Origin of the sequence: Pseudomonas sp. PvP001 (genome assembly GCF_040546375.1) — a bacterium.
In the GTDB taxonomy this organism is placed as follows: Bacteria; Pseudomonadota; Gammaproteobacteria; order Pseudomonadales; family Pseudomonadaceae; genus Aquipseudomonas; species Aquipseudomonas coleopterorum.
Genome location: NZ_JBEPNQ010000001.1, coordinates 3,955,699 through 3,976,845 on the forward strand (window position 1 = coordinate 3,955,699; position 21,147 = coordinate 3,976,845).

Consider the following 21,147-nt stretch of genomic DNA (forward strand, 5'->3'; position numbering starts at 1 on the left):
ATGATCAGGAGCGATTTTATTTATGCCGTCCTGTCAAGACTAAAACTGCAAATTAGGTTGATTAATGACCTTGAGAGTCTGGACAGATCCTTTGACGTGTTACTGGTGATAAAATAGGTTATCACCAGTAATAAACCGTTTTCGGGTAAAGTGGACGAATAGGCGCCAAAACGTCCTGGCAAGGACCCAATTGCGGTGAGGATTCCTCAGATGACCAAAAACATGGTGAACGTTCAGAGTAACGTTGTTGCAGTGCGAGAAGGGGAGAGGCGGCTGACTGCGATCGAGTTTCAGCAGCTGGCCGCGGTACCGGCCGCGGTCGAATGGTTTGCCAACATCGACAATCCACGCACGCGCCGTGCCTATCAAAATGACCTGACGGATTTCTCTTCCTTTATAGGGCTGGCCAGTGCCGATGACTTTCGCCAGGTCACCCGATCGCATGTCTTGGCCTGGCGTGCGGATCTGGAAGGGCGCGGCCTGGCAGGAGCTACCATTCGCCGCAAACTCGCGGCGCTGGCCAGCCTGTTCGATCACCTCCTGGACAGCAACGCCGTGGCCGGTGGCAACCCGGTGCATGGCGTCAAACGGCCCCGGATCGAAACCAATGAGGGCAAGACACCGGCCCTGGGCGATCACCAGGCCAAGGCACTGCTCGATGCGCCGGATGAGACGTCGCTGAAAGGCCTGCGCGATCGGGCCATCCTGGCCGTGTTGCTGTACCACGGCCTGCGCCGGGAAGAAGCTGCGCAGCTGCAGGTCAATCACCTGGTCGAACGTCGAGGCATTCGACACCTCATGGTGCACGGTAAGGGCGGCAAGGTGCGATACCTCCCGGTGCATCCCGTGGCAGCGGATCGAATTCATGCTTATCTGGAACGTTCAGGGCATGGGCTGGCCAATCCAAAGGCGCCGCTGTTCGTGCCATTGCGGCACTGGGCAAGGGGCCTAGGCGTCACGGCCAATGGTATCTACACACTGGTAGAGGCATACGCAAAAAAGGCTGGCATCCAGGTCGATGGACTTGGGGTCCATGGCCTGCGTGCTACAGCGGCCACCAATGCCCTGGAGCATGAGGCTGACATCGCCAAGGTGCAGGCCTGGCTGGGGCATGCCAACATCAGTACAACCAAGATCTACGATCGGCGGGAGAACCGGCCGGAGGACTCACCCACGTATAAGATTCGATATTGACCCCAACTGACCGAGAAAATAACGAGGTGCGTACGTGAAAACGAGCTCCTTAGCCGTGCTCTGCGTTACACAAACCACATAGGAGTGGGCAAAAAACAAAGATTTTTAGGTGCGATGCACAAACAGTGATTTGCTACTAAACTTGTATTTTTCCTTGTCGGATTTCCACGATGCAATCAGAGCTCAAGTCACTCTCGAAAATTTTTTCAGAGGTTATTTTTAGGATACCCGACTATCAACGAGGTTATTCTTGGGAATCAAAGCACTTAAAAGATTTTTGGAATGACATAGAACAGCTACCAGACAACAAAAGTCACTAAACGGGAGTACTTACTCTAGAGCCAGTTTCGGAAGACAATTATGAAAAGTGGGAAGACGATATATGGATAATTGAATCCAAGCACTATAGCCCTATGTATGTAGTGGATGGCCAACAGCGTTTAACTACTGCCATTATATTAATGCAGTGCATACTAGAAAGAGTGCCAGAAGACGAACTGCTTAATTTTACCGAAAAAAGTGAAATTCGGAAGAAATATATATGTGAGCTTAAAGGAAAAGGGATATCCAAATCGTATATATTTGGATATGAAAAAGACAACCCTAGCTATGAGTTCCTTAAGCAAAAGATTTTCGGCGATGAATCCGTATTACACGGGCTACCTGAAGAAACTATATATACTAAAAACCTAGTCGCCGCTAAAGAATTTTTCAGTAGCAAGCTGAGCGATCTGTCCATAGATGATCTAGAATATATTTTCACGACCTTAACGCAGCACTTACAGTTTAATATATTTTACATAGAAAAAGACCTTGATGTTTTTGTAACGTTTGAAACAATGAACAATAGAGGCAAACCACTATCTCATCTTGAATTGATGAAGAACCGCCTTATTTATCTTTCCACGAAGTTTCAAGTAGAAACTTCAGAAAGCAATCATCTCCGCAAAGCTATTAATGAGAGCTGGAAGTCTATATATCATTATTTAGGGAAAACCAATCATCGCAAGCTTGATGATGATGAGTTCTTACGCACGCACTTTATAAGCTACTTCGGTCCTAAGCTAATGGATACCTCAGAAAATAGCAAAGATGTAAGTAGTTACCTAGACTACGAAGAATCGTATAAAGATTATTTATTAAATGACATATTTACACCAAAAAAAGTTCTCAATAGCAGCTTCAACCGTGGAAAGGTTTCAAACACGCAAAGTAACGGCAATCAAATTGACAAAAAAGTAAATAATACTCTCGATATCTCAGACGTTTACGGATATTCGCAAAGCATCAAAAGTCTAGTTAAAACATACTATTTTGTTGCCCATCCAAACGATAGCGATTGGACGGACTATGAAAAGTTAAAATTGAGCCAAATCAATAGGTTAGAGGAAAAAAGCCTAATGATGTTGTGCGCTGCTATCATGCATAAACTGAAAAGTCTGATGCTAGAGCTGCAGCTTTGATGGCTATAGAAAGGGTGGGATTTCTTTTTAAACTACGTAGGTATTTCTTTGATTTCGATATGATAGGAATGACTGTAAATCTATTTTCCGGAAAAGTCGGTTTTGGTCCCATTACCAAAGCTTTTATGGATGCTGGAGATAGCTTTGCCAAATCCAAAGAACTCAAGGATGCTATAATCTCGATCGGCAAGCCTTCTGGTGGTGGATACTATGGCTGGAGACAACTACGTTATTTTATGTATGAGTACGAGCAAGAGCTTCGTATACAATCAAAAACAAGCCGGCAATTACTTCGATGGTCTGAAGATCTAGGTCGAGAAAATTTCGAAAAAGATCATAAAACAATCGAGCACATCTATCCTCAAAAAGGCGATGGAAATGCCTGGTCTAAAAACTTTTCAAAATATAGCATCAAACAAAGAAACTTACTGAAAAATTCTTTAGGCAACCTTCTCCCCGTGTCGCATGGAAAAAACTCATCACTGAGTAATAAATCTTTTATTTTGAAAAAAGGTGATGAAGCTCATCAAGTAGGATATATGTATGGTTGTCTTTCCGAAATTCAGGTTTCGACAAATAAAGATTGGACCGCAATAGAAATCCTTCGTCGCGGATTATATCTTTTAGATTTTCTCGAAACCAGATGGAAAGTGAACTTGGGCAATGCAAAAAATAAGGTTTCGATCCTTGGACTGGATTTTGTTTTAGAAACTGAGAAAACCACCATAGCGGCAATCCAGTCCATTAAATTGCCAGTACCAAATCCGCCGTTAGCTAAGATAGAGTATCGTGACGATATAGTTGCATTTTAATAATTGTAAACGCTGAGTACTAATCACTAGGCGCTGCTCGGATCAAATTGATCGTCGAACAACTGCGGTGTCGCCCTACTCAGCTTTTGCCTTGCGGTAAACTGGCCTGTGCAGAGGATAAAGCTTGCCCAAGATATTCAGCTCGTTATCCGCCGTAGCAGTACGTTTTCGCTGTTCTAAGGTAAAATTATGCCGCTCTACAATATGGCTGATAATGTGACTACCTCGGCCACAGACGATCGACTTCGGCCAAGAGCGGTCATCGAGTGTATCTACCAATATGGCCCGATTCACCCATTTTCCCTGCTTCATTGCCTTCAGCAGCTTCTTGGGCAAGACAATACAGATCACCTTGGGCCTTGGTGCGGGCTACGTACAGTTTTTTTGCGAGTTTGCGGGTTGGCCTGATGTAGCCTCTCAGCCACATAGTCTTTCCAGACACCCGACCATATCACAACGCAAAAATCGTTAAAGTAATCCATACCCTTGCTTGCGCCCAGTTTTCAGAGTGGCAGCCGTACTTGTAGTGTTCGCTCAAAAATAGCTCACGATAGCTGGGTCAGCATGCAACACGTTGGCCCGTCCTTGGTAATGAACGGTAATGATCCCGCTACCCGGTCCGCATCGGTGCCAATCGAAATTTGTAGCTTTGCGCTGATGAATTCGCAGACTGTTTTTGCGCATCGCCAGCTGCGGCCCAACGTGGCCTTGTCTTCCGTGATATCTTTGAATTGTTTTACTATGTGGACCGTTGCCATTCTTATCCTGAGGCGTCCGGGGCTAACTCTACGCAGCCTGCCAGGGTTTATAAGATGAGTATCTCAGGACACGCGTGAGGCCACGGTTGCGATAAAAAGCTGCGAGATCCCTTCAACCAAGGAATAGGTTCAACGCCAGTGTTTACAGTAATTCGCCCTGGGCAATCGCTTCCCAATCAAGGCCGTTTTCAGGCCTACCTCGTCTGCGACAATTGGGACGATTGGTTCGCGTATCGAACGATGTTCACTCTGTTCGTATTCGACGGAGCTGGCGTCCGCCATAGGCCAGGCTCTGTAAAAATTGGGGAAGTGGGGTTAGTTGGAGGACCTGGCGGCCCGGAAACCCCGCGAGGCACACGCTTTCCAACGCTTACTGACCACTTCAGCCAGCTCGATCCTTCGGTGCACTTTTCACTTGGCCAAGACGAGGACTACTACGAAACACTGACAGGTCTCTCCTACGGGTTTGGTGTGAAGGTGCTCAGGGCACTGTGTGACTGTGCCTATGATTTGGGCATTTTTCGGCGTCACAAGGGGGAAGATGTTATGTCCGTTTCCCTGTTGCGATCTGTGCACGAGTCGTCGGTTCTCAATCGGCTGCATCGACTCGCTCATGGCAACCCCATACTGACCAAGTTTGAGTTTCAGTTCACGTTTCCGCCGGCTCCGCTGGGTGAAAACGAGATTCCATGCATTCCGCCGATTATGAACTTCAATGTAATCCCTAACTCGGAACCCCCAACAAATCTGCACGTGCTGGTTGGCCGCAATGGTGTAGGGAAAACGCGTTGCATCCAAAGCATAATCAATACGATTCTTGAAAGAGATAGCGACACGGCCCCTCGCGGGCAATTGATGCGTCTAGGGGAAAATAAAGAAGAGTGGGCATTTTCTCGCTTGGTGTCCGTTTCATTCAGCGCCTTCGACAGTTTCGAGCTCCCGCCAGTCGGCCAGCAGCGCACAGCAGCTACCTTTGTTGGCCTTCGAACCCAGCGACCATCAGATGGGAAGATGCTTGATGAGCTCAAGACGCCTGACGCACTGGCTACAGATTTTGTGGACAGCTTGTCTGTATGCCGTAACGGCCCCCGAAGGGATCGTTGGCTGCGCGCGATTCAAACGCTTTCTACTGATCCGCTTTTCGGTGAAACAGGCGTGGAAACTTTGGTTGAGCATGAATTCGATTGGCAGGAACGAGCCAGGCGTTTCTTCAAGCTGCTTAGTTCTGGGCACGCGATTGTGCTACTGACGACCACGCGCCTTGTTGAGTTAGTCGATGAGCAGACGCTAGTCGTGCTCGATGAGCCCGAGGGACATTTACACCCCCGTTTGCTATCAGCATTCATCCGTACCATCGCAGACCTCTTGGTCGCAAGAAACGGATTTGCGTTGATATCTACTCATTCTCCGGTTGTACTGCAGGAGGTGCCTAGAAGCTGCGTGTGGATGCTGCGACGCACCAGAGCACTGGCGGCTGTAGAGCGCCCCTCTATCGAAACCTTTGGTGAAAGTGCAGGGGTGTTGACCCGAGAAGTATTTGGGCTTGAGGTCTCCAACTCCGGATTCCATCAACTGATAGCAGCCGTCTCGAACCAGCCGGGAACCTCGTTTGAGGCAGTTGAGCGGCACTTTGGTGGACAATTGGGAGCAGAGGCGCAAGCACTGGCCCGAGGGTTGGTCATCAGGCGTAGCAATCCATGATCCGCTTACCGCTACCGACCTTCGACGTGGCCGAAGCCGTGCAAGTGTGCGCGTCCGGTATCACGATAGCGGAAAGGGCTCAGGCGCTGTTAGATGCATTACCGGTGATTCAGTATACTGAGACGGCGTATCGTGAACTTGCTCCGTACGGAAGGCTCTACGAAATGCAGCGCAGCGATCAGGTTACACCTGATTTGGACGGGGCCCTGATGTCCGATGCCTTTCCCAACCTGAGAATCTCTGACCGAAGCTACGTGGTCGATCTGAAGCGGGTGACCTGCGCGGGTGCCAGCAGCTCGTTGCGCATGATGCTGGAATACATCCGCGTCACAAACGGCAATTCCCTGGCCCCCGCGGTAGAGGAAATCCTGGGTTGTGACGAACAGGAACAGGTTTCTGGGGTATCGACGGTTTCTGTCGACTCGGATCCCACTTTGCCACAGGCCTTGAAGGTGGCACTTGAGCTGATGCAGAAAAATATCGAGGAGCCACTGAGCCTTGATGATCTGGCAGCGTGTGGGGGGATCTCGAAAAGACAGCTGGAGCGCCGCTTTTTCCACTTTGTCGGGGCAGCGCCCGCTCGCTACTATCTCGAACTGAGACTGACCCGGGCCAGGCAATTGGTGCTGCAAACCAATCGATCCATAACGGACATCGCCATGGCGACCGGATTTGTGAGCATGCCGCATTTCCACCGGCGGTTTCGCGATTTCTTTGACGCTGCTCCCGGGAGTTATCGGGCGACCTACGAAGTTCAAAAATAGACGGCTCATCAAAAAATTAGTATTTATTTTTTATTTGAGGATAATGAGCTACTAATTTTCTGTGAAATACATCGCAAGATCATATGGAGATACAAATGCCCAGCGACAACGTTGGTCTAGAGAGCGGCGCTGCTGATTCCTCCAGGGATCGCATTGCTTTGGGCGAAGAAATTCGCAAGCTGCGCAAAGCTCGCTCGAAGACCCTGGCAGAAATATCATTGGCAACTGGACGGTCGATAAGCTTTATCAGCCAGCTTGAACGTGGTCGCGCCGAGATTCCAATTTCCGATCTGAAGCGCATCGCGCTTACTCTTGGTGTACCGCTGGATTGGTTTTTCATGGTGAATGGACAACCAACAGCAGAGTCCGGGAGAGTGATTCGTGCTGCTAGCCGACGGCGGTTGGGATCATTGACAGGAGGGCTTACGGAAGAATCGTTATCACCTACTATCGGAGGAGCGTTCGAGATGTTCTTGAGCACGATGGCCTCCGGCGCCAGCTTCGAAGCCAAGACCACCCGCGGAACCGAAGAAGAAGGTTTTCTGATTAGTGGACAGCTGAATCTGTGGATAGGCGAGCACCCTTTTAGCCTGAATGCGGGAGACAGCTTCCGTATCGTCAATGAGCCGTATCGCTGGGAAAACCCAGGCGAGGTTGACGCCGTTGTCATTTGGGTCATCGCACCCCCAGCCTTCTAGCTGAACCGAGGAGGGTAGAGAAAACCTTGGTATTTATCAGGCTCATGCTGATATGAGGTTGAGTTAATAGTCCAGTCGATTTACCCCTCATTGCGCTTCCTTTATCAATCGAGCCTTGGCTGTGGGCGTGTCCCATGGGTTTCGATGGGTGAGCGCGACTCGGCAGCTCCGCGGTGGTCCGCCGCGAGATGTTCCGTATCCCTCAAGCAGCCGTATCCCTGAAAAAACCCGGTATCAATGTCAACGCTTCGTCGATTGCCCATACGACCTGCGTCAGGCGCCTAAACCCTGCCAAATCGTCTCCATTGATCATGACTATCAATCCACGACGGATCCACAAAAAAAATAAGTGCAAAAATTATTCTTATGTGCATAATCATGTTGTAATATTTTTACCAAGAAAATATCTGAGAAAAAACTGCACTCGGTCTTGGGGATTAATCGTGAACGACGTCGCTGACATAGCCAGAATGGAGCTCGGGGCTGAAATGCCTGGAAACCCCTTCGCTTGGGGCAACGAAATTCGCAAGCTGCGAAAAGCACGGGGCAAGACCCTTGTCGAACTCGCATTGGCAACAGGTCGGTCGCCTAGCTTTCTCAGCCAACTTGAGCGCGGTAATACCGAGATATCCATAACCGACCTGAAAAAGCTCGCAGCAGTGTTGGGGGTTACCGTAGGGTGGTTTTTTACCGCCGATAGCAGACCTACTGCGGAAACAGGGCGTGTTGTGCGTGCAGACAGTCGTCGGCGGTTAGGGGGATTTCTCGATGGTATTACCGAAGAGCTTTTGTCGCCGGACATCGGTGGGATGTTCGAAGTGTTCCTCACCACGTTTGCTAAAGGTGCTACACGGCCTTCCGCAACGCCCCGTAATACTGAGGAAGAGATTTTTGTTATCAGTGGGCAGTTCGATATATGGATAGACAAGAATAAATTCAGCTTGAAAGCAGGTGATAGTTTTCGAATTGTGCGTGAGTCGTACCGGTGGGTGAATACCGGCGATGGTGAGGTTAAAGTTCTCTGGGTCATTGCTCCGCCGACTTACTGAATACTGCTCCCTCGATGACCGGGGGCTCTAAGAATCCGTTGTACCATGAATTTCTAGTGGCGTGGGGTTGCAGACCTGGAGTGTGCTCAGTCGTTAGCTGAGTCTTGAGGCGCGACTAAAATCTTCAAGGTCCATGTCTGAAATAAATAGCTTGCGCGTGAAGGTGTGAAAAAGCAGACACTGCAGGGTAGAGTCCAAATAAAACTCCGTTTTCGGATCGAGATTGAAAATCTGATCAAGCAGATGTCATACGACTGTTTTTCTATTTCAGGAGATACCTAAGTTGGCTTCCTCATCCGATAAACGTATTGACGTGACGCCGCCGCAGATTGAACCGACCGATTCGGGTTGGTATAGGGCGAGCGGAGTAGGCTTGGCGCTCAATCCTCTTACCGCCGATGTAACCTGTGAATGCCTGGTGATTGGTGCGGGCTGGATGGGATTACATGCCGCACGTCGCTACGCTGAACTCAATTCCAATGCCCAGGTTGTATTAGTTGATGCGGGTCGAATTGGTAATAATGCGTCCGGTCGATGCATGGGCTTTGCCATCGACCTGGCACACAATCCCCGCAAGCGTGACTTTGTCGAGGACTTGAAAGGCAACCACGAAGAGCTTCACGTAAACCTCGAAGGCACCTCATATATGAAGAGTGCAGTTGAGGCCGGTGTGGAGTGTGACTGGGATCCCCAGGGGAAATATCACAGTGCGGCGACAGAGGGTGGCGTGGCCGACCTCGTGCATTTTTCCAAGGCCCTTGACGCTATGGGGCAGAAGTACAGCTGGGTGGACGCCGAAGGGATGCGTGACTTGACAGGCAGTCAGCATTACCTCAAAGGATTGCATCACCCCGGTACTGTTCTTCTTCAGCCTGCAAAATACCTGATGAATGCGGCGCGCGCGCTTCCGAAAAATGTCAGGGTTCATGAAAACACAGTTGTGACGTCTGCCAAATTTGGCAAACCCCATCACGTGTTCGAAACCGCAAATGCCGTCATCCGGGCGCAGAAAGTAATCATCTGTGCCTCAGGATATCTGACAAATTTCGGCTTCTATAAGAATTCCGCCATTCCGGTTTACACGTTTGCCAGTATGACGCGTGAGCTCACTGAAAAGGAAATCTCAACCTGCGGGTCTGGCGCGTTTGGTCTGATCCCGGCCAATAGCTTTGGTACTACTGTACGCCGCACAAATGACAACAGGTTGATATTCCGTAACGTCTATTCGTACGCCAAGAAATACAAAACGACCACAGACGACGTAAATCAGGCGCGTTTTCAACAACAGATATCGTTTGACCGGCGTTATCCAGAACTCGCCTCCATGGGATTCGACTACAGCTGGGGAGGGTTGCTGACCTTGGCCCAGAACGGCGGAATGATCTGGGGTGAACTGGCCGAAAACGTTTACGGTTCGGGTATCTGCAATGGCACTGGCGTATCGCGCGGCACCGCTTTCGGGAAAGCTCTCGCTGAGCTGGCCTCAGGCATGAACTCCACCACGATTGAAATTCTCAAGCGCCGTAAGGCTCCCTCACGAGCGTATCCGGAAATCATCACGTCCCTGGGTGTGAAGTTCGTAACAGGGCGTCGATTCAAAGAAGCTGGACAAGAAATTTAATAATAGGAGAACTTGCGATGGCAAATCTGGCCGGCATCAATCTTGCGATGCAAACCACGTTTAATGATCGTGGCGAAATAGATTACACCGCGTTCGAGATACTGATCGAGCAATATATTGAGGCGGGCGTGCATGGGCTGGTGCTCGGCGCGGGTACAGGTCAACACCCGTATCTGACAGAAGCTGAATGCAACAAGCTTTATGAAGTTGGCGTCAAGCGGATCAACCGCCGTGTCAACGTCATTTGCCAGACCTCGGCATTGAACATCGATGAAGTGGTGCGCCGCTCTCAGCACGCCGAAGGCATAGGCGCCGACGCGCTAATGGTCTTGCCACCGTATCTGGAAGGTCCGAGGGATGAGGATGGCCTGTTTGAGTTTTATCGCGAAATCGACGCCGCTGTAAATATCGATATTATCGGTTACAATATTCCATACGCCACGCAGATCTCGATTTCCCCGCCGCTCTTAGGCCGTCTGCAACAGTTGAAAAACTTTAACTATATTAAAGATAGCGGCGGCGACTTCACCATTCAGCAGCAGTACCTCCAAAGTGGGGGCGGCGTATTGAACGGCGCCGACACCATCACGTTGTACGCTTTACTGGCGGGAACAAAAGGGGCTATCTGGGGCGCGGCCAATTATATGCCCCGCGAGGCGGTGGATCTGTACAACCTGGTTCAGGAAAAGCGCTACGACGACGCATTCGCGTTGTGGAGCCGCATGCTGCCGTCGTTGCTGCTGGTTCAGACTACAAACTATATCCCGGCTGTGCTGTACGCGGCTCACTTGCGCGGCTTCGGCACTGGCAATTTGCGCAAGCCACTACGGTGTATCAGCGAGCAAGAAGCAACGGTGCTCAAAGCCGCCCTTGAACCACTTATCAACGGCTGACTCGCGGAGTGTAAAACCTGACATCGGCCCCGCGTCTTGATTCTGCGATCATTTTTGCCTTCTCAGGAAATTGTTTGCAGTGCTGATTTCTACGGCTATTTAGCCGTGTGGATACCGATGACGATGCGGGCTTCAGTCGGTGCCAGGGTCTGTAATTGTTCGTCAGACTCTTCGATTGACTATAAAGAAACAGACGTCTGATACCGGGTGGAAGGATAAGCGGGGAATTCGCCGGAAAGTGGCCGTACAGGTCAGGCAATAGACGATGCCCGGTCGGCGCAGATGAAGGCGCTCGGCCGAAACAATAATCAGCTTCCGGATAGGCCTATGAATATGATTACTCACCCTTCTCACACAGTCGCAGCGCCAATCGTGGAGTGTCGCGGCGTTTGGAAAATATTCGGCAATCAGAGCGCTGCGGCAATAGATGCCGCCAAGCGCTTTACAGAAGGCAAGGACGCGTTACTGAGACAGCATGGCTCGGTCGTCGCGGTAGCGGACGCGACTTTTGCCGTGCAGCAAGGAGAGACGTTTTGCATCATCGGCTTGTCCGGTAGCGGAAAATCGACGTTGATCCGGCATTTCAACCGGCTGATCGCCCCGACCTGCGGTGAAGTACTCATCCATGGGCAAGACATCTGCAAAATGGCCTCTGGCGACCTGAGAGACTTGCGCTCCCGGAAAATGGGAATGGTATTTCAGAACGTTGCTCTGTTGCCTTATCGCACTGTGTTGGAGAACGTGATGTTACCCCTTGAGGTACAAGGCATCAATAAATCCGATGGTGTGCGCAAGAGCCAGGAGGCTCTGGACAAGGTTGGTTTGGGCAATTGGGCCAATCGATACCCGGAAGAGCTTTCCGGAGGCATGCAGCAGCGCGTGGGGATCGCGCGAGCATTGGTAGCCGATCCGGATGTACTGCTGATGGACGAGCCGTTCAGCGCGCTTGACCCCTTAATCCGCAAACAACTGCAGATCGAATTCAAAAAGCTCTCATCTGAGCTGCGTAAAACCACCATTTTCATTACTCACGATATCGATGAAGCCATCCGTATCGGTGATCGCATCGCAATCATGAAAGAGGGCAGGATCATCCAGATCGGTACCCCTGAAGAAGTAGTGCTCAACCCAGCTGACGAATACGTCGCCAGTTTTATGGAAGGTATCTCTCGGCTGAAGTTGCTCAAGGCGCGCTCGATGCTAAAGCGTATCGACAGTCAGGACCTCTCCCAGTTTGGCGGACGTTCGCTCGACGCTCTGGCCAGCGTCGACATCGATGCCGATCTCGAGACGCTTATCGATGTAGCCGTTGGCAAACGGGAAGACGTGGTAGCTATCAAGCAGGATGGCCAGATAGTAGGCACCGTTTTGCCGTGAAACTTTGCTCAGGGCCGTTCGCGGCCTCGACCTGGCTTGATTCATGAAGCCTGGAACGCGTTATGGGGGGAGAGTATGAATACAGTCATTGAGGCATTCGACACCGTTGTCGATACAGCTCTTGCCTGGTTGATCGACGAAGCATCCGGATTCTTTGCGGCGATCAGCACCGGTATGGAAGCTGCCTATGGTGCTTTTAATACCCTGCTGATGTTTGCTCCCTGGTGGGTGCTGGTGCTGATTGTGGCGCTGGTCGGCTGGAGAGTGAATGGTGTGTTGTTTGCCCTTGCCGCCGCCGCTGGCCTCTGGTTGTGCCATGCCATGGGCTTGTGGACTGAAACCATTGCCACGCTCACTCTGGTGTTCAGCTCAACTTTGCTGGCCCTTTTGATTGCTATCCCACTGGGGGTGTTGGTGGGGTTGTCGGCAAAATGGAAGCACAGTGCCGAGCTAGTGCTGGACTTCATCCAGACCATGCCACCGTATATCTTCTTGCTGCCAGGTATCGCCTTACTCGGGTATGGACCGGCGACGGCAATCTGGGCGACCTGCCTGGTTGCGATTCCACCCGCTTTGCGTCTTACCGCACACGGCATTTTCATGACCCCGACGCAGTATTGCGAACTGGGCTCGGCTGTGGGCATGAAACCTGTCTCGCAGGTTTTGAAGATTCGACTGCCATTCGCGCTCCCTTCGATCCTGGCGGGCATCAACCAGAGTCTGATGTTGAGTTTTGGCATGGTCGTCATCGCCGGCATTGCAGGATCCGGCGGCCTTGGTCAGACCATATATGAGGCAGTGCGAACGCTGAAGATTGACCTGGCCGTCAATGCAGGTATTGCTATCGTTGTGCTGACGATCATTCTCGACCGCATCTCGCAAGCCGTATGCAGCACTCAAAAAGGAGCACTGTGATGGACTCAAACATCTCCCCCGGCTCCGTCGTCGCGCCATTTCTCAGTTACCTGAACAGCAACTTTCATGCTGTGTTCGTGGCCATTTCGCAGTTCTTTGATGTGCTGATTGGCGGCATAGTCGCGCTCCTCTCATTGGGTTCGCCGGAACTCGTCATTGGCTGTTTATCCTTAATGTGCTTGCTGGTCGCCGGTTGGCGGGTGGGGCTGATGTCCCTTATTGGATTTGGCTGTTGCCTGGTTCTGGGGATGTGGCCTGCGGCAGTGCATACGATTGCGTTGATTATTATCGCGGTGGCGTTTTCGCTGTCGATCGGAATCGTTTTGGGGGTCCTGTTATCGCGCAGCGAGGGACTGAAAATTTTCTCGCGACCAATTCTCGATGTCATGCAGACCATGCCGCCATGGGTTTACCTGGTGCCCGCAGTAGTGCTGTTTGGCCTCGGCGCCGTACCCGCGTTGCTGGCCACGATCATCTTCGGTATCCCGCCAATGATTCGCCTGACCATCCTGGCAATGAGTCAAATCCCTGGAAATCGACTTGAGCTTGGCGCCGCGATTGGCGCAAGCCCACGGGAGGTCTTGTGGAAAATCGAACTCCCTTCTGCATTGCCGACTTTGCTGGTAGGCGTCAACCAGTGCGTTCTGTTGTCGCTGGGGATGGTAGTACTGGCCGGGTTAGTAGGCGCAGGCGGGCTCGGTTCTGAGGTGACGCGCGGGCTTAGCCGCATGGAGTTTGGACTAGGTATACGCGCGAGTCTTGCCATCGTAGTCCTTGCACTGATCATTGACCGGGTATGTCGCGGGACGGTTCCTGCACGGTTTCTCAAGCATTGATCATTGCTGGATCGACGTAGCAGTGGTTGCCACTACACAAAAAGTCTGGAGAAAGCATGCGTACTCAACTCTACATTGATGGTCAATGGATCGACCCGGTCAACAAAGGCAGTCTGGACGTCATCAACCCGTCCACCGAGCGAGTCATTCATGCCATCCCCAAAGGCGCCGCTGGGGATATCAACCTGGCCGTCAATGCGGCCCGTCGAGCATTTGACGACGACGGCTGGCCAAACACGACAGGTGCCCAGCGCGGCGCCTATTTACGCCGCATTGCTGAACTGATCCGCGAGCGATCCGAGGATCTGGCCCGCCTGGAAGTGCTCGACAATGGCAAACCGTTGCCAGAAGCGCGCTGGGACATTGGTGACGCGGCGGGTTGTTTTGAATACTACGCGGGCCTTGCCGAGCAACTCGACGATTCCAATGATGTAGATGTTGCTATTTCCGATGACCGTTTCCGGACCAAGGTGCGCAGGGAAGCGGTGGGCGTGGTAGGCGCGATCATCCCATGGAACTACCCGTTGTTGATGGCATCCTGGAAGGTTGCTCCGGCTCTGGCAGCCGGTTGTACCATTGTGCTCAAGCCAGCAGAAAATACTTCGTTGACCGCATTGGAACTTGCGGCGATTGCACAAGAAGCGGAGCTACCGGCAGGGGTCCTGAATATTGTGACAGGTCTTGGCGGTGAGGCCGGTCAGGCGTTGGTCAGTCATCCGTTGGTGGATAAGCTGGCGTTCACGGGATCAGGCCGTATCGGCTCGCACATCATGGCTGAGGCTGCGAAGGACATCAAACGCATAAGCCTTGAGCTGGGCGGTAAATCTCCCCTGATAGTGTTTGATGATGCCGACATCGAGGGTGCCGTCGAATGGATCATGTTTGGTATTTTCTGGAATCAGGGTCAGGTCTGCTCAGCTACATCAAGAGTGCTGGTGCAGGATGGCGTTTACGAAAAACTGCTTCCACGTCTGATCGAGGAAGCTAACAAGATTACCCTGGGTGACGGGCTGAAAGAGGGCGTCCTTCTTGGCCCACTGGTGTCCAAGCAACAGCATGAACAGGTCGTTGCTGCTGTTGCGCGCGCTCAGGAAGATGGGGCGCGACTGGTCGCTGGCGGTCGCAGACCTGAGGAGCTGACTCAGGGTTATTTCTTCCAGCCGACGATCCTTACCGAGGTACCGCTGGACAGCGACGCTTGGAAGGAAGAAATCTTCGGCCCAGTGGTCTGTGTTCGTCGATTCGCCACCGAAAGTGAAGCCTTGAGTCTGGCCAACGACAGTCGTTTTGGCCTGGCTGCTGCGGTAATGACCAAAGATGACGTGCGGGCTGACCGAGTGTCGGCTGCATTGCGTGCCGGCATCGTCTGGATCAACTGCTCTCAGCCGACTTTCACCGAGGCGCCGTGGGGAGGTTATAAGCAATCCGGGATCGGTCGTGAGCTTGGCAAGTGGGGTCTGGATAATTACCTCGAAACCAAGCAGGTTACCGCCTACGTGAGCCCGGATCCTTGGGGTTGGTATATAAAATAAGTTTTACACCGTTGTGGTCGCCAACCGGCGGTCCAGATTGATTCGGCTGAAAAATTGGCGACGATTTAATCGAGGAGGTAAGTTTTGATAAACACATTGGTTGTCGTGGCGCACCCCGACTTGTCCAGTTCACGTATCAACGCAACTTGGTGCAAAGCCATCGAAGGTCTCGCGGGTGTCACCGTCAATGATCTCTACGGACGATACCCAACTGGCAAGATCGACATCGGTGCCGAGCAAAAATTGATTACGGCGCATGATCGCATCATCTTGCAGTTCCCGATGCAATGGTACAACTGCACGCCATTACTCAAGCAGTGGATCGACGATGTCTTCGCTGCTGGCTGGGCCTACGGTGGTGGTCGAGCCGTTGCGGGAAAGACCTTGTGCATTGCTGTTTCTACTTACTCCAAGGCGTCCGACTATGAAAAAGACGGCCGTTATGGACGCACGCTTGATGAGTTGACCAGTCCATTTGAAGTTCTGGCTTTTAGAGTTGAAATGCTCTATCAGCCTGGCTTCTTTCTAAGTGGGTCAGAAAATCTCAGCGATGAATCGCTAGCGGTAAGTGCTTCGCGGTATCGGCAATGGGTTGCCGGCGCTCAATGCACATACGGTGGCAGGAAGGCGCAACCCGTCACCTCTTGAAGTGATGCAATCGGCGCTGCATGCGGCATCACAGATCGCGTTCGTGCAACCATTGTTATATAGGGATAGGGACAGCACCGCTAAACGAAGCCAATAGCTGCAGAAGCGTCTGCGCTTATATTTCATACACGAAAGAAGGGTGAAACTATGCACAAGCTGTTGAAGGTCCTCGCCGTCTCATTGATGTGTCTGTTCGCGGGCTTTAGCCACGCAGCAGAGAAAACCACGATCAAGATCGGTACGCTCCCCTGGGAAGATATCGTGCCGATGTCCATAATAACTAAAAAGCTTTTGGAAAAGCAGGGGTATAACGTCGAGCTGACGACCTTTCCGGATTGGGGGATAGCATTTGCTGCCCTTGCCAGGGGGGATGTGGATCTGATGGTTTCGCACATCAATAACATTACCGCTGATTATTGGAAGAAAAATTACCAGCGCCTCGAAAAGGTTTCGGTTGTTTCTCATGGCTTGCGTCAGGGAATTGTTGTGCCTGATTACATGCCGATCAAAAGCATTGATGAGTTGAATGCAATCAAAGATCAGGTGGGTGCCAAGATCATAGGTATCGAGTCGGGTGCGGGCCTCATGCAGCAAACCGCTGACGCGATTAAACAGTACAACTTGCAGTACACACTGGTTGACGGCAGTACCGCCGCCATGGTCGCTCAATTGCAATCCGCCATTGAGCGCAAGGCACCTATTGTAACGATGTTGTGGCAGCCGTCCTGGATGGACTTGAAGTTCAAGGTTCGTTACCTGGAAGATCCAAAAGGCGTATTTCCTGCCCCGCAAAGCTATTACTGGATAGCCAAAAAGGGCTTTTCCAACGATAACTCCCGGGCCCGGGAAACGGTGGCAAGTGTATTCGTACCGATCGACGAAGTTACTGCAATGAACGTTTCGATCAATGACGGAATGACCGTTGAGCAAGCGGTGCAAAAGTGGTGGGACGCCAACACCAAACTGATCGACCATTGGGCAATCATGTCCGGGAAGTGATAAAGCCCGGGCCTGATACTGCGTGACGTAGAAGTGCAGCTCGTGCTCGATTTTCACCTGCAAGGCGAGGTCATGCGGCCTCGTCTTGTGGTTTGGCGCACAGTAATCATAACGTCAGGGGATGACATGACGGTTGCCGTATGAGCCCACATAAAATACTCCTTTGATCACAGATCGCGGCGGCCCTGTAGGCAATACTCAATCCTTGCTTATATCGCTGGCAGGCGTTTGGCAGCTTGAAAATCGGCATCAGTCTGATTGAGGCGGTATCGTTGGACAGTGAGCTCAGGCCCACGGCCTACGATGGACGCCAAGTCTCGAACTTATCGGAACTTTACCTTTACCCAGGCACCTTGAGAGGTCACATTACAGGCGCCGGTTCGCAGGTATCAGTGGGAGCTAAAATGAATCAGTTGTTAAAAACTCGACAACATAAGGGATATCGCCGAATCATCCCGTCGATGAACGCGCTTGTGGCGTTTGAGGCGGTCGCCCGAAACGGTAGTTTCACTACTGCGGCGCAGGAGCTTGGCGTCACCCAGGCTGCAGTCAGCAAACACGTAAAGTTTCTTGAAACGACCTTCGGAACGCAGCTTTTCTATCGACTTCACCGTTGCAATCAATTGACAACAGAAGGCATAGCGCTTTATGACGCTATGTCAGAATCAATGCAACGCATTGCCGGCGTGTTTGACAAGTATGCCGAAGGACAAGGCGAACACGCTATTGCACTGGCGAGTACCGCAGATTTCTCAAACCTGCGAATCATGCCGCGATTGCATCTTCTGAGGGATCAATTGCCGAAACTCCGATTGCGCCTGACGACACCTTCGGATCGTGATGCCGATCTTTCAGTCCGCTTTGGTCACGGAAAATGGGATGACGGCGCGGCACTGTTTCTCTTCGACGAGGAGATTTTCCCAGTGTGCTCTCCATCCTGGCTTGCGCGCAACGGGACGCCGGTCTCACTGGAGGAGATTGCCCGAAACCAGCTGATTGACACTGCTGCAACGCTGGAGGGATGGATGACCTGGAGTACCTGGTTTCGTGCGCAGGGCTATATACCGCCCAAGCTTGAGTTCAGCCTGCGTTGCGCTATGTACGGCGACGCCATTCTTGCTGCGGTTCAGGGCCACGGTATTGCGTTGGGCTGGGGGCGGCTGCTTGAGAACTACCTGGCGTCCGGTCGACTGGTCCGTGTCTCCAGTCACGTCATTGTGCCAACAGATGCTTACTACATCTTTCTCGCCGCAGGACGCCCCGAAACACACGTTATTTACCAGTTGATAGATTGCCTGCGTGCCGACCATATCGAGCCGCACCAAGATCGCAGGTGACTCATAACCTTGAGTCATGGCCGCTTGAAAATATACCGCATTGACCAATGTTTACTGCTGTTCAGATACTGTCACCCATCGCTGGCAATACAGCCTGCTCGTGAGGTGCCTATGAATAACTTAAAACAAAAAAGCCATCTTGAAGTTGTAAAGGAGCGCGCTCAGTGGACCGCTCTGGATGGCGCGGTATTTGGTCGCGAAGATATCTTTGAGAATGACCTGGATATATTTTTTCACAAACACTGGATCGTTGTTGGTGTCACCACAGAAATCCCCGAACCCGGTGATGTATCTACCGTCGACATTGGAAAGTCATCAATCATTATAGTTAGAGATGATGATGAACAAGTCGTGGCATTTCGTAATGTGTGTCGACATCGCGGTGCCCGCCTAAAGGAAGCGGGTCTTTCCACTGTCGGGATGCTGGTGTGCCCGTACCATCAATGGACATACGATCTCGACGGGTCACTCAAGCATACGCGTGATATGGGCAAAGACTTTGACCCCACATGCCGCAGTCTCATTCCGGTAGCCTGCCGCGTCGTGGGCGCACATATTCTGGTCTGCCTCAGCGATGACCCGCCATCCGATATCGATTATCTGGTCGAGAACATGGCGCCGCGTTTTGCTCCCTACAACTTGACCCACACCAGGATCGCCTATGAAACGGAGATCATCGAGGAGGGTAACTGGAAGCTGGTGATCGAGAACAATCGCGAGTGCTATCACTGCGCGGCGGGCCATCCAGAGCTCAATGTCTCGTTTCTGCCTGAGGACTTTGCGGGTAGTACTGAAGGCATGACTGAGGAATCACTTCGTGTGCTGGAAGCGCACAAGGCGAAAAGCGTAATCGCCAAAGAGAGCTGGGAAAGCGAAGGTCTGGTCTGTGACGCCATCGAATATCTGGACGAGGACGCTGTCACTCAATTCCGGGCGCAACGGTTGGTGATTTCCGGGCATGGCGAATCGCAGACTCTGGACACCCGAGTCGCCTGCACAAAACTGTTCGGTGAGCTGAGCCGCCCGGATCTGGGGGACACCCACTTCTGGACGCATAACTCGTGGACCCATGTGATGAGCGACCACGCGGTTATTTCGTGGCTGATCCCGCTGTCGCCTGGCAAAACACTTGTGCGATCCAAGTGGCTCGTGCACAAAGATGCCGTCGAAGGTAAGGATTACGACCTGCAGCGATTGACCGAAGTGTGGATCGCGACCAATCAGCAGGATGCCGGTCTGGTCAAAATCACCTACAGCGGTACTCAGGACCCAGCTTACATACCAGGCCCGTTTTCGCACCTCGTTGAAGCCTACGTTCACCAGTTCACTCGCTGGTACACCGCACGCCTCATCGCGCATAGCGCCTGAACCGGAGCTGTCTGATGAGTATCTGCCTGACAGTCCCTGTATCGGTAAAAAAGCTACGCTTCAATGACGCAGAAGTGTGGTCAGCTTTCGATACCGGTTGGAGCAGCGGCGAATCTAAACGCCTGAAATGTTGTGATGTCCGGGATGAAACCCACGATGTGAAGACCTTCACCTTTCACTGCGATGAGTTCCAGGCACTCGCCTTCGAACCGGGGCAGTTCATCACAATCGTGCCGACTATCAATGGGCAGGCAATTTCACGCTGTTACACGCTTTCATCCTCCCCGGCGCGGCCGTTCACCTTTTCGATCACGGTGAAGCGGGTACCTGGCGGATTGGTGTCGAACTGGTTGCACGAACACTTGCATGCGGGTGATCAACTGACTGCATACGGCCCGGCTGGAGCCTTTACTTCGACTTGCAGCGACGCTCGCAAGCTGCTGTATCTTTCGGCCGGGTCGGGGGTTACACCCCTGATGTCGATGACTCGCGCAAGTCACGATCTTGCGGCCGACGTTGATATAGCCTTCGTCCACAGCGCTCGGTCTCCGGTCGATATCGTCTTCAGGCAAGAGCTTCACTTGCTCGAGGCACTCAAACCCAGCCTTCGAGTGTTTGCGGTTTGCGAAACGACCGAGACCGAACCACAGTGGAGTGGCCCTGTCGGGCGCCTGACCCTTGAGATGCTGCGTCACTCTGTGCCTGATTTTCTGGAGCGCGAGGTCTTCACTTGCGGACCAAAAGGTTACATGGACGCCGTGCAAGCGCTGCTCGCCGGGGCAGGCTTCGACATGGAGCATTACCACCAGGAAAGCTTTGACCTGGGTGATCCATCAAGTCCGGTGGTGGTGCCTGTAGCTACGCTGCCGGCTGCATCAAACGATGGGTTTACTATCACCCTGGCAAAGTCTGGCAAAACCTTTCAGATGGGCGGCGGCGAAACGATCCTTGCCGCAGCCAAGCGCGCTGGAGCGGTGGTTCCCAGCTCATGCAGCCAAGGTATTTGTGGTACCTGCAAAACCGCGGTGCTGGAGGGCTCTGTTGACATGAACGCGAATGGAGGCATCCGACAGAGAGAAATTGATAAAGGATTTCGGCTACTTTGTTGCAGTCGACCAACGTCTGACCTGGTTATCGACCTTTGATCGTCGACGCCGTCACCTGCTTCTCAATGCACCGAGC

17 protein-coding genes and 2 pseudogenes are annotated in these 21,147 nt (G+C 52.1%); 18 read left to right on the plus strand and 1 reads right to left on the minus strand.

Going from position 1 to position 21,147, the window contains the following annotated elements; translation table 11 throughout:
* The first annotated feature begins 210 nt into the window (after positions 1 to 210).
* The 3 genes and pseudogenes from ABMD26_RS18195 to ABMD26_RS18205 all read left to right on the plus strand — a co-directional run bounded on the left by ABMD26_RS18195 (position 211) and on the right by ABMD26_RS18205 (position 3,469).
* Positions 211 to 1,194 (plus strand): tyrosine-type recombinase/integrase, encoded by a 984-nt coding sequence (locus tag ABMD26_RS18195; RefSeq protein WP_354311085.1) that lies wholly within the window; start codon positions 211 to 213, stop codon positions 1,192 to 1,194.
* Between the two features lie 170 nt (positions 1,195 to 1,364).
* Positions 1,365 to 2,657: pseudogene (locus ABMD26_RS18200) on the plus strand (DUF262 domain-containing protein).
* Entirely contained in the window at positions 2,657 to 3,469 is an 813-nt protein-coding gene (locus ABMD26_RS18205) for an HNH endonuclease family protein (protein ID WP_354311841.1), read from the plus strand. The pseudogene ABMD26_RS18200 and the gene ABMD26_RS18205 overlap by 1 nt, the downstream one beginning before the upstream one ends.
* Positions 3,470 to 3,544: 75 nt before the next feature.
* Here ABMD26_RS18205 and ABMD26_RS18210 read toward each other — a convergent pair whose 3' ends face one another.
* Positions 3,545 to 3,805 (minus strand): hypothetical protein, encoded by a 261-nt coding sequence (locus tag ABMD26_RS18210; protein WP_354311086.1) that lies wholly within the window; start codon positions 3,803 to 3,805, stop codon positions 3,545 to 3,547.
* 662 nt (positions 3,806 to 4,467) lie between these two features.
* Between ABMD26_RS18210 and ABMD26_RS18215 the strand changes: the two genes are divergently transcribed.
* The 15 genes and pseudogenes from ABMD26_RS18215 to ABMD26_RS18285 all read left to right on the plus strand — a co-directional run bounded on the left by ABMD26_RS18215 (position 4,468) and on the right by ABMD26_RS18285 (position 21,110).
* Complete coding sequence (locus tag ABMD26_RS18215; protein ID WP_354311088.1) at positions 4,468 to 5,928, plus strand: AAA family ATPase; 1,461 nt, start codon at positions 4,468 to 4,470, stop codon at positions 5,926 to 5,928.
* Positions 5,929 to 6,131: 203 nt separating this feature from the next.
* Positions 6,132 to 6,692 (plus strand): annotated as a pseudogene (locus ABMD26_RS18220) (helix-turn-helix domain-containing protein); the annotation flags it as partial.
* Positions 6,693 to 6,787: 95 nt separating this feature from the next.
* Positions 6,788 to 7,390: a helix-turn-helix domain-containing protein gene (locus tag ABMD26_RS18225; RefSeq protein WP_354311090.1), complete on the plus strand. Its 603-nt coding sequence runs from the start codon at positions 6,788 to 6,790 to the stop codon at positions 7,388 to 7,390.
* Positions 7,391 to 7,578: 188 nt separating this feature from the next.
* Positions 7,579 to 8,439 carry a helix-turn-helix domain-containing protein gene (locus ABMD26_RS18230; RefSeq protein WP_354311092.1) on the plus strand — a complete coding sequence of 287 codons (861 nt, stop codon included), beginning with the start codon at positions 7,579 to 7,581 and terminating at the stop codon, positions 8,437 to 8,439.
* A 283-nt stretch (positions 8,440 to 8,722) separates the two neighbouring features.
* A complete protein-coding gene (locus tag ABMD26_RS18235; protein WP_354311094.1) occupies positions 8,723 to 10,060 on the plus strand; it encodes an NAD(P)/FAD-dependent oxidoreductase in 1,338 nt (445 codons plus the stop codon).
* A gap of 17 nt (positions 10,061 to 10,077) precedes the next feature.
* Complete coding sequence (locus tag ABMD26_RS18240; protein WP_354311096.1) at positions 10,078 to 10,953, plus strand: dihydrodipicolinate synthase family protein; 876 nt, start codon at positions 10,078 to 10,080, stop codon at positions 10,951 to 10,953.
* 327 nt (positions 10,954 to 11,280) lie between these two features.
* Positions 11,281 to 12,330, plus strand: a complete 1,050-nt coding sequence (locus ABMD26_RS18245) for a quaternary amine ABC transporter ATP-binding protein (protein ID WP_354311098.1) — start codon at positions 11,281 to 11,283, stop codon at positions 12,328 to 12,330.
* 75 nt (positions 12,331 to 12,405) lie between these two features.
* Positions 12,406 to 13,245: an ABC transporter permease gene (locus tag ABMD26_RS18250; protein WP_354311100.1), complete on the plus strand. Its 840-nt coding sequence runs from the start codon at positions 12,406 to 12,408 to the stop codon at positions 13,243 to 13,245.
* Complete coding sequence (locus ABMD26_RS18255) at positions 13,245 to 14,081, plus strand: ABC transporter permease (RefSeq protein WP_354311102.1); 837 nt, start codon at positions 13,245 to 13,247, stop codon at positions 14,079 to 14,081. Before ABMD26_RS18250 ends, ABMD26_RS18255 begins: the two co-directional genes overlap by 1 nt.
* A 56-nt stretch (positions 14,082 to 14,137) precedes the next feature.
* Positions 14,138 to 15,613, plus strand: a complete 1,476-nt coding sequence (locus ABMD26_RS18260; RefSeq protein ID WP_354311104.1) for an aldehyde dehydrogenase family protein — start codon at positions 14,138 to 14,140, stop codon at positions 15,611 to 15,613.
* A gap of 84 nt (positions 15,614 to 15,697) precedes the next feature.
* On the plus strand, positions 15,698 to 16,261 hold the full coding sequence (locus ABMD26_RS18265; RefSeq protein WP_354311106.1) for an NAD(P)H-dependent oxidoreductase: 564 nt from the start codon (positions 15,698 to 15,700) through the stop codon (positions 16,259 to 16,261).
* Between the two features lie 147 nt (positions 16,262 to 16,408).
* Positions 16,409 to 17,260: a glycine betaine ABC transporter substrate-binding protein gene (locus ABMD26_RS18270; protein WP_354311108.1), complete on the plus strand. Its 852-nt coding sequence runs from the start codon at positions 16,409 to 16,411 to the stop codon at positions 17,258 to 17,260.
* Between the two features lie 404 nt (positions 17,261 to 17,664).
* Positions 17,665 to 18,597 (plus strand): LysR substrate-binding domain-containing protein, encoded by a 933-nt coding sequence (locus ABMD26_RS18275; RefSeq protein WP_354311110.1) that lies wholly within the window; start codon positions 17,665 to 17,667, stop codon positions 18,595 to 18,597.
* Between the two features lie 111 nt (positions 18,598 to 18,708).
* Positions 18,709 to 19,965 carry an aromatic ring-hydroxylating oxygenase subunit alpha gene (locus ABMD26_RS18280; protein WP_354311112.1) on the plus strand — a complete coding sequence of 419 codons (1,257 nt, stop codon included), beginning with the start codon at positions 18,709 to 18,711 and terminating at the stop codon, positions 19,963 to 19,965.
* Between the two features lie 14 nt (positions 19,966 to 19,979).
* A complete protein-coding gene (locus ABMD26_RS18285) occupies positions 19,980 to 21,110 on the plus strand; it encodes an FAD-binding oxidoreductase (protein WP_354311114.1) in 1,131 nt (376 codons plus the stop codon).
* Positions 21,111 to 21,147 lie beyond the last annotated feature (37 nt).

What these genes read in the sequence shown, in the direction of transcription:
- ABMD26_RS18195 (WP_354311085.1), top strand. Translation starts at nt 211, where the DNA reads ATGACCAAAAACATGGTGAACGTTCAGAGTAACGTTGTTGCAGTGCGA.
- ABMD26_RS18205 (WP_354311841.1), top strand. Translation starts at nt 2,657, where the DNA reads ATGGCTATAGAAAGGGTGGGATTTCTTTTTAAACTACGTAGGTATTTC.
- ABMD26_RS18215 (WP_354311088.1), top strand. Translation starts at nt 4,468, where the DNA reads ATGTTCACTCTGTTCGTATTCGACGGAGCTGGCGTCCGCCATAGGCCA.
- ABMD26_RS18225 (WP_354311090.1), top strand. Translation starts at nt 6,788, where the DNA reads ATGCCCAGCGACAACGTTGGTCTAGAGAGCGGCGCTGCTGATTCCTCC.
- ABMD26_RS18230 (WP_354311092.1), top strand. Translation starts at nt 7,579, where the DNA reads ATGTTCCGTATCCCTCAAGCAGCCGTATCCCTGAAAAAACCCGGTATC.
- ABMD26_RS18240 (WP_354311096.1), top strand. Translation starts at nt 10,078, where the DNA reads ATGGCAAATCTGGCCGGCATCAATCTTGCGATGCAAACCACGTTTAAT.
- ABMD26_RS18245 (WP_354311098.1), top strand. Translation starts at nt 11,281, where the DNA reads ATGAATATGATTACTCACCCTTCTCACACAGTCGCAGCGCCAATCGTG.
- ABMD26_RS18250 (WP_354311100.1), top strand. Translation starts at nt 12,406, where the DNA reads ATGAATACAGTCATTGAGGCATTCGACACCGTTGTCGATACAGCTCTT.
- ABMD26_RS18255 (WP_354311102.1), top strand. Translation starts at nt 13,245, where the DNA reads ATGGACTCAAACATCTCCCCCGGCTCCGTCGTCGCGCCATTTCTCAGT.
- ABMD26_RS18260 (WP_354311104.1), top strand. Translation starts at nt 14,138, where the DNA reads ATGCGTACTCAACTCTACATTGATGGTCAATGGATCGACCCGGTCAAC.
- ABMD26_RS18270 (WP_354311108.1), top strand. Translation starts at nt 16,409, where the DNA reads ATGCACAAGCTGTTGAAGGTCCTCGCCGTCTCATTGATGTGTCTGTTC.
- ABMD26_RS18275 (WP_354311110.1), top strand. Translation starts at nt 17,665, where the DNA reads ATGAATCAGTTGTTAAAAACTCGACAACATAAGGGATATCGCCGAATC.
- ABMD26_RS18280 (WP_354311112.1), top strand. Translation starts at nt 18,709, where the DNA reads ATGAATAACTTAAAACAAAAAAGCCATCTTGAAGTTGTAAAGGAGCGC.
- ABMD26_RS18285 (WP_354311114.1), top strand. Translation starts at nt 19,980, where the DNA reads ATGAGTATCTGCCTGACAGTCCCTGTATCGGTAAAAAAGCTACGCTTC.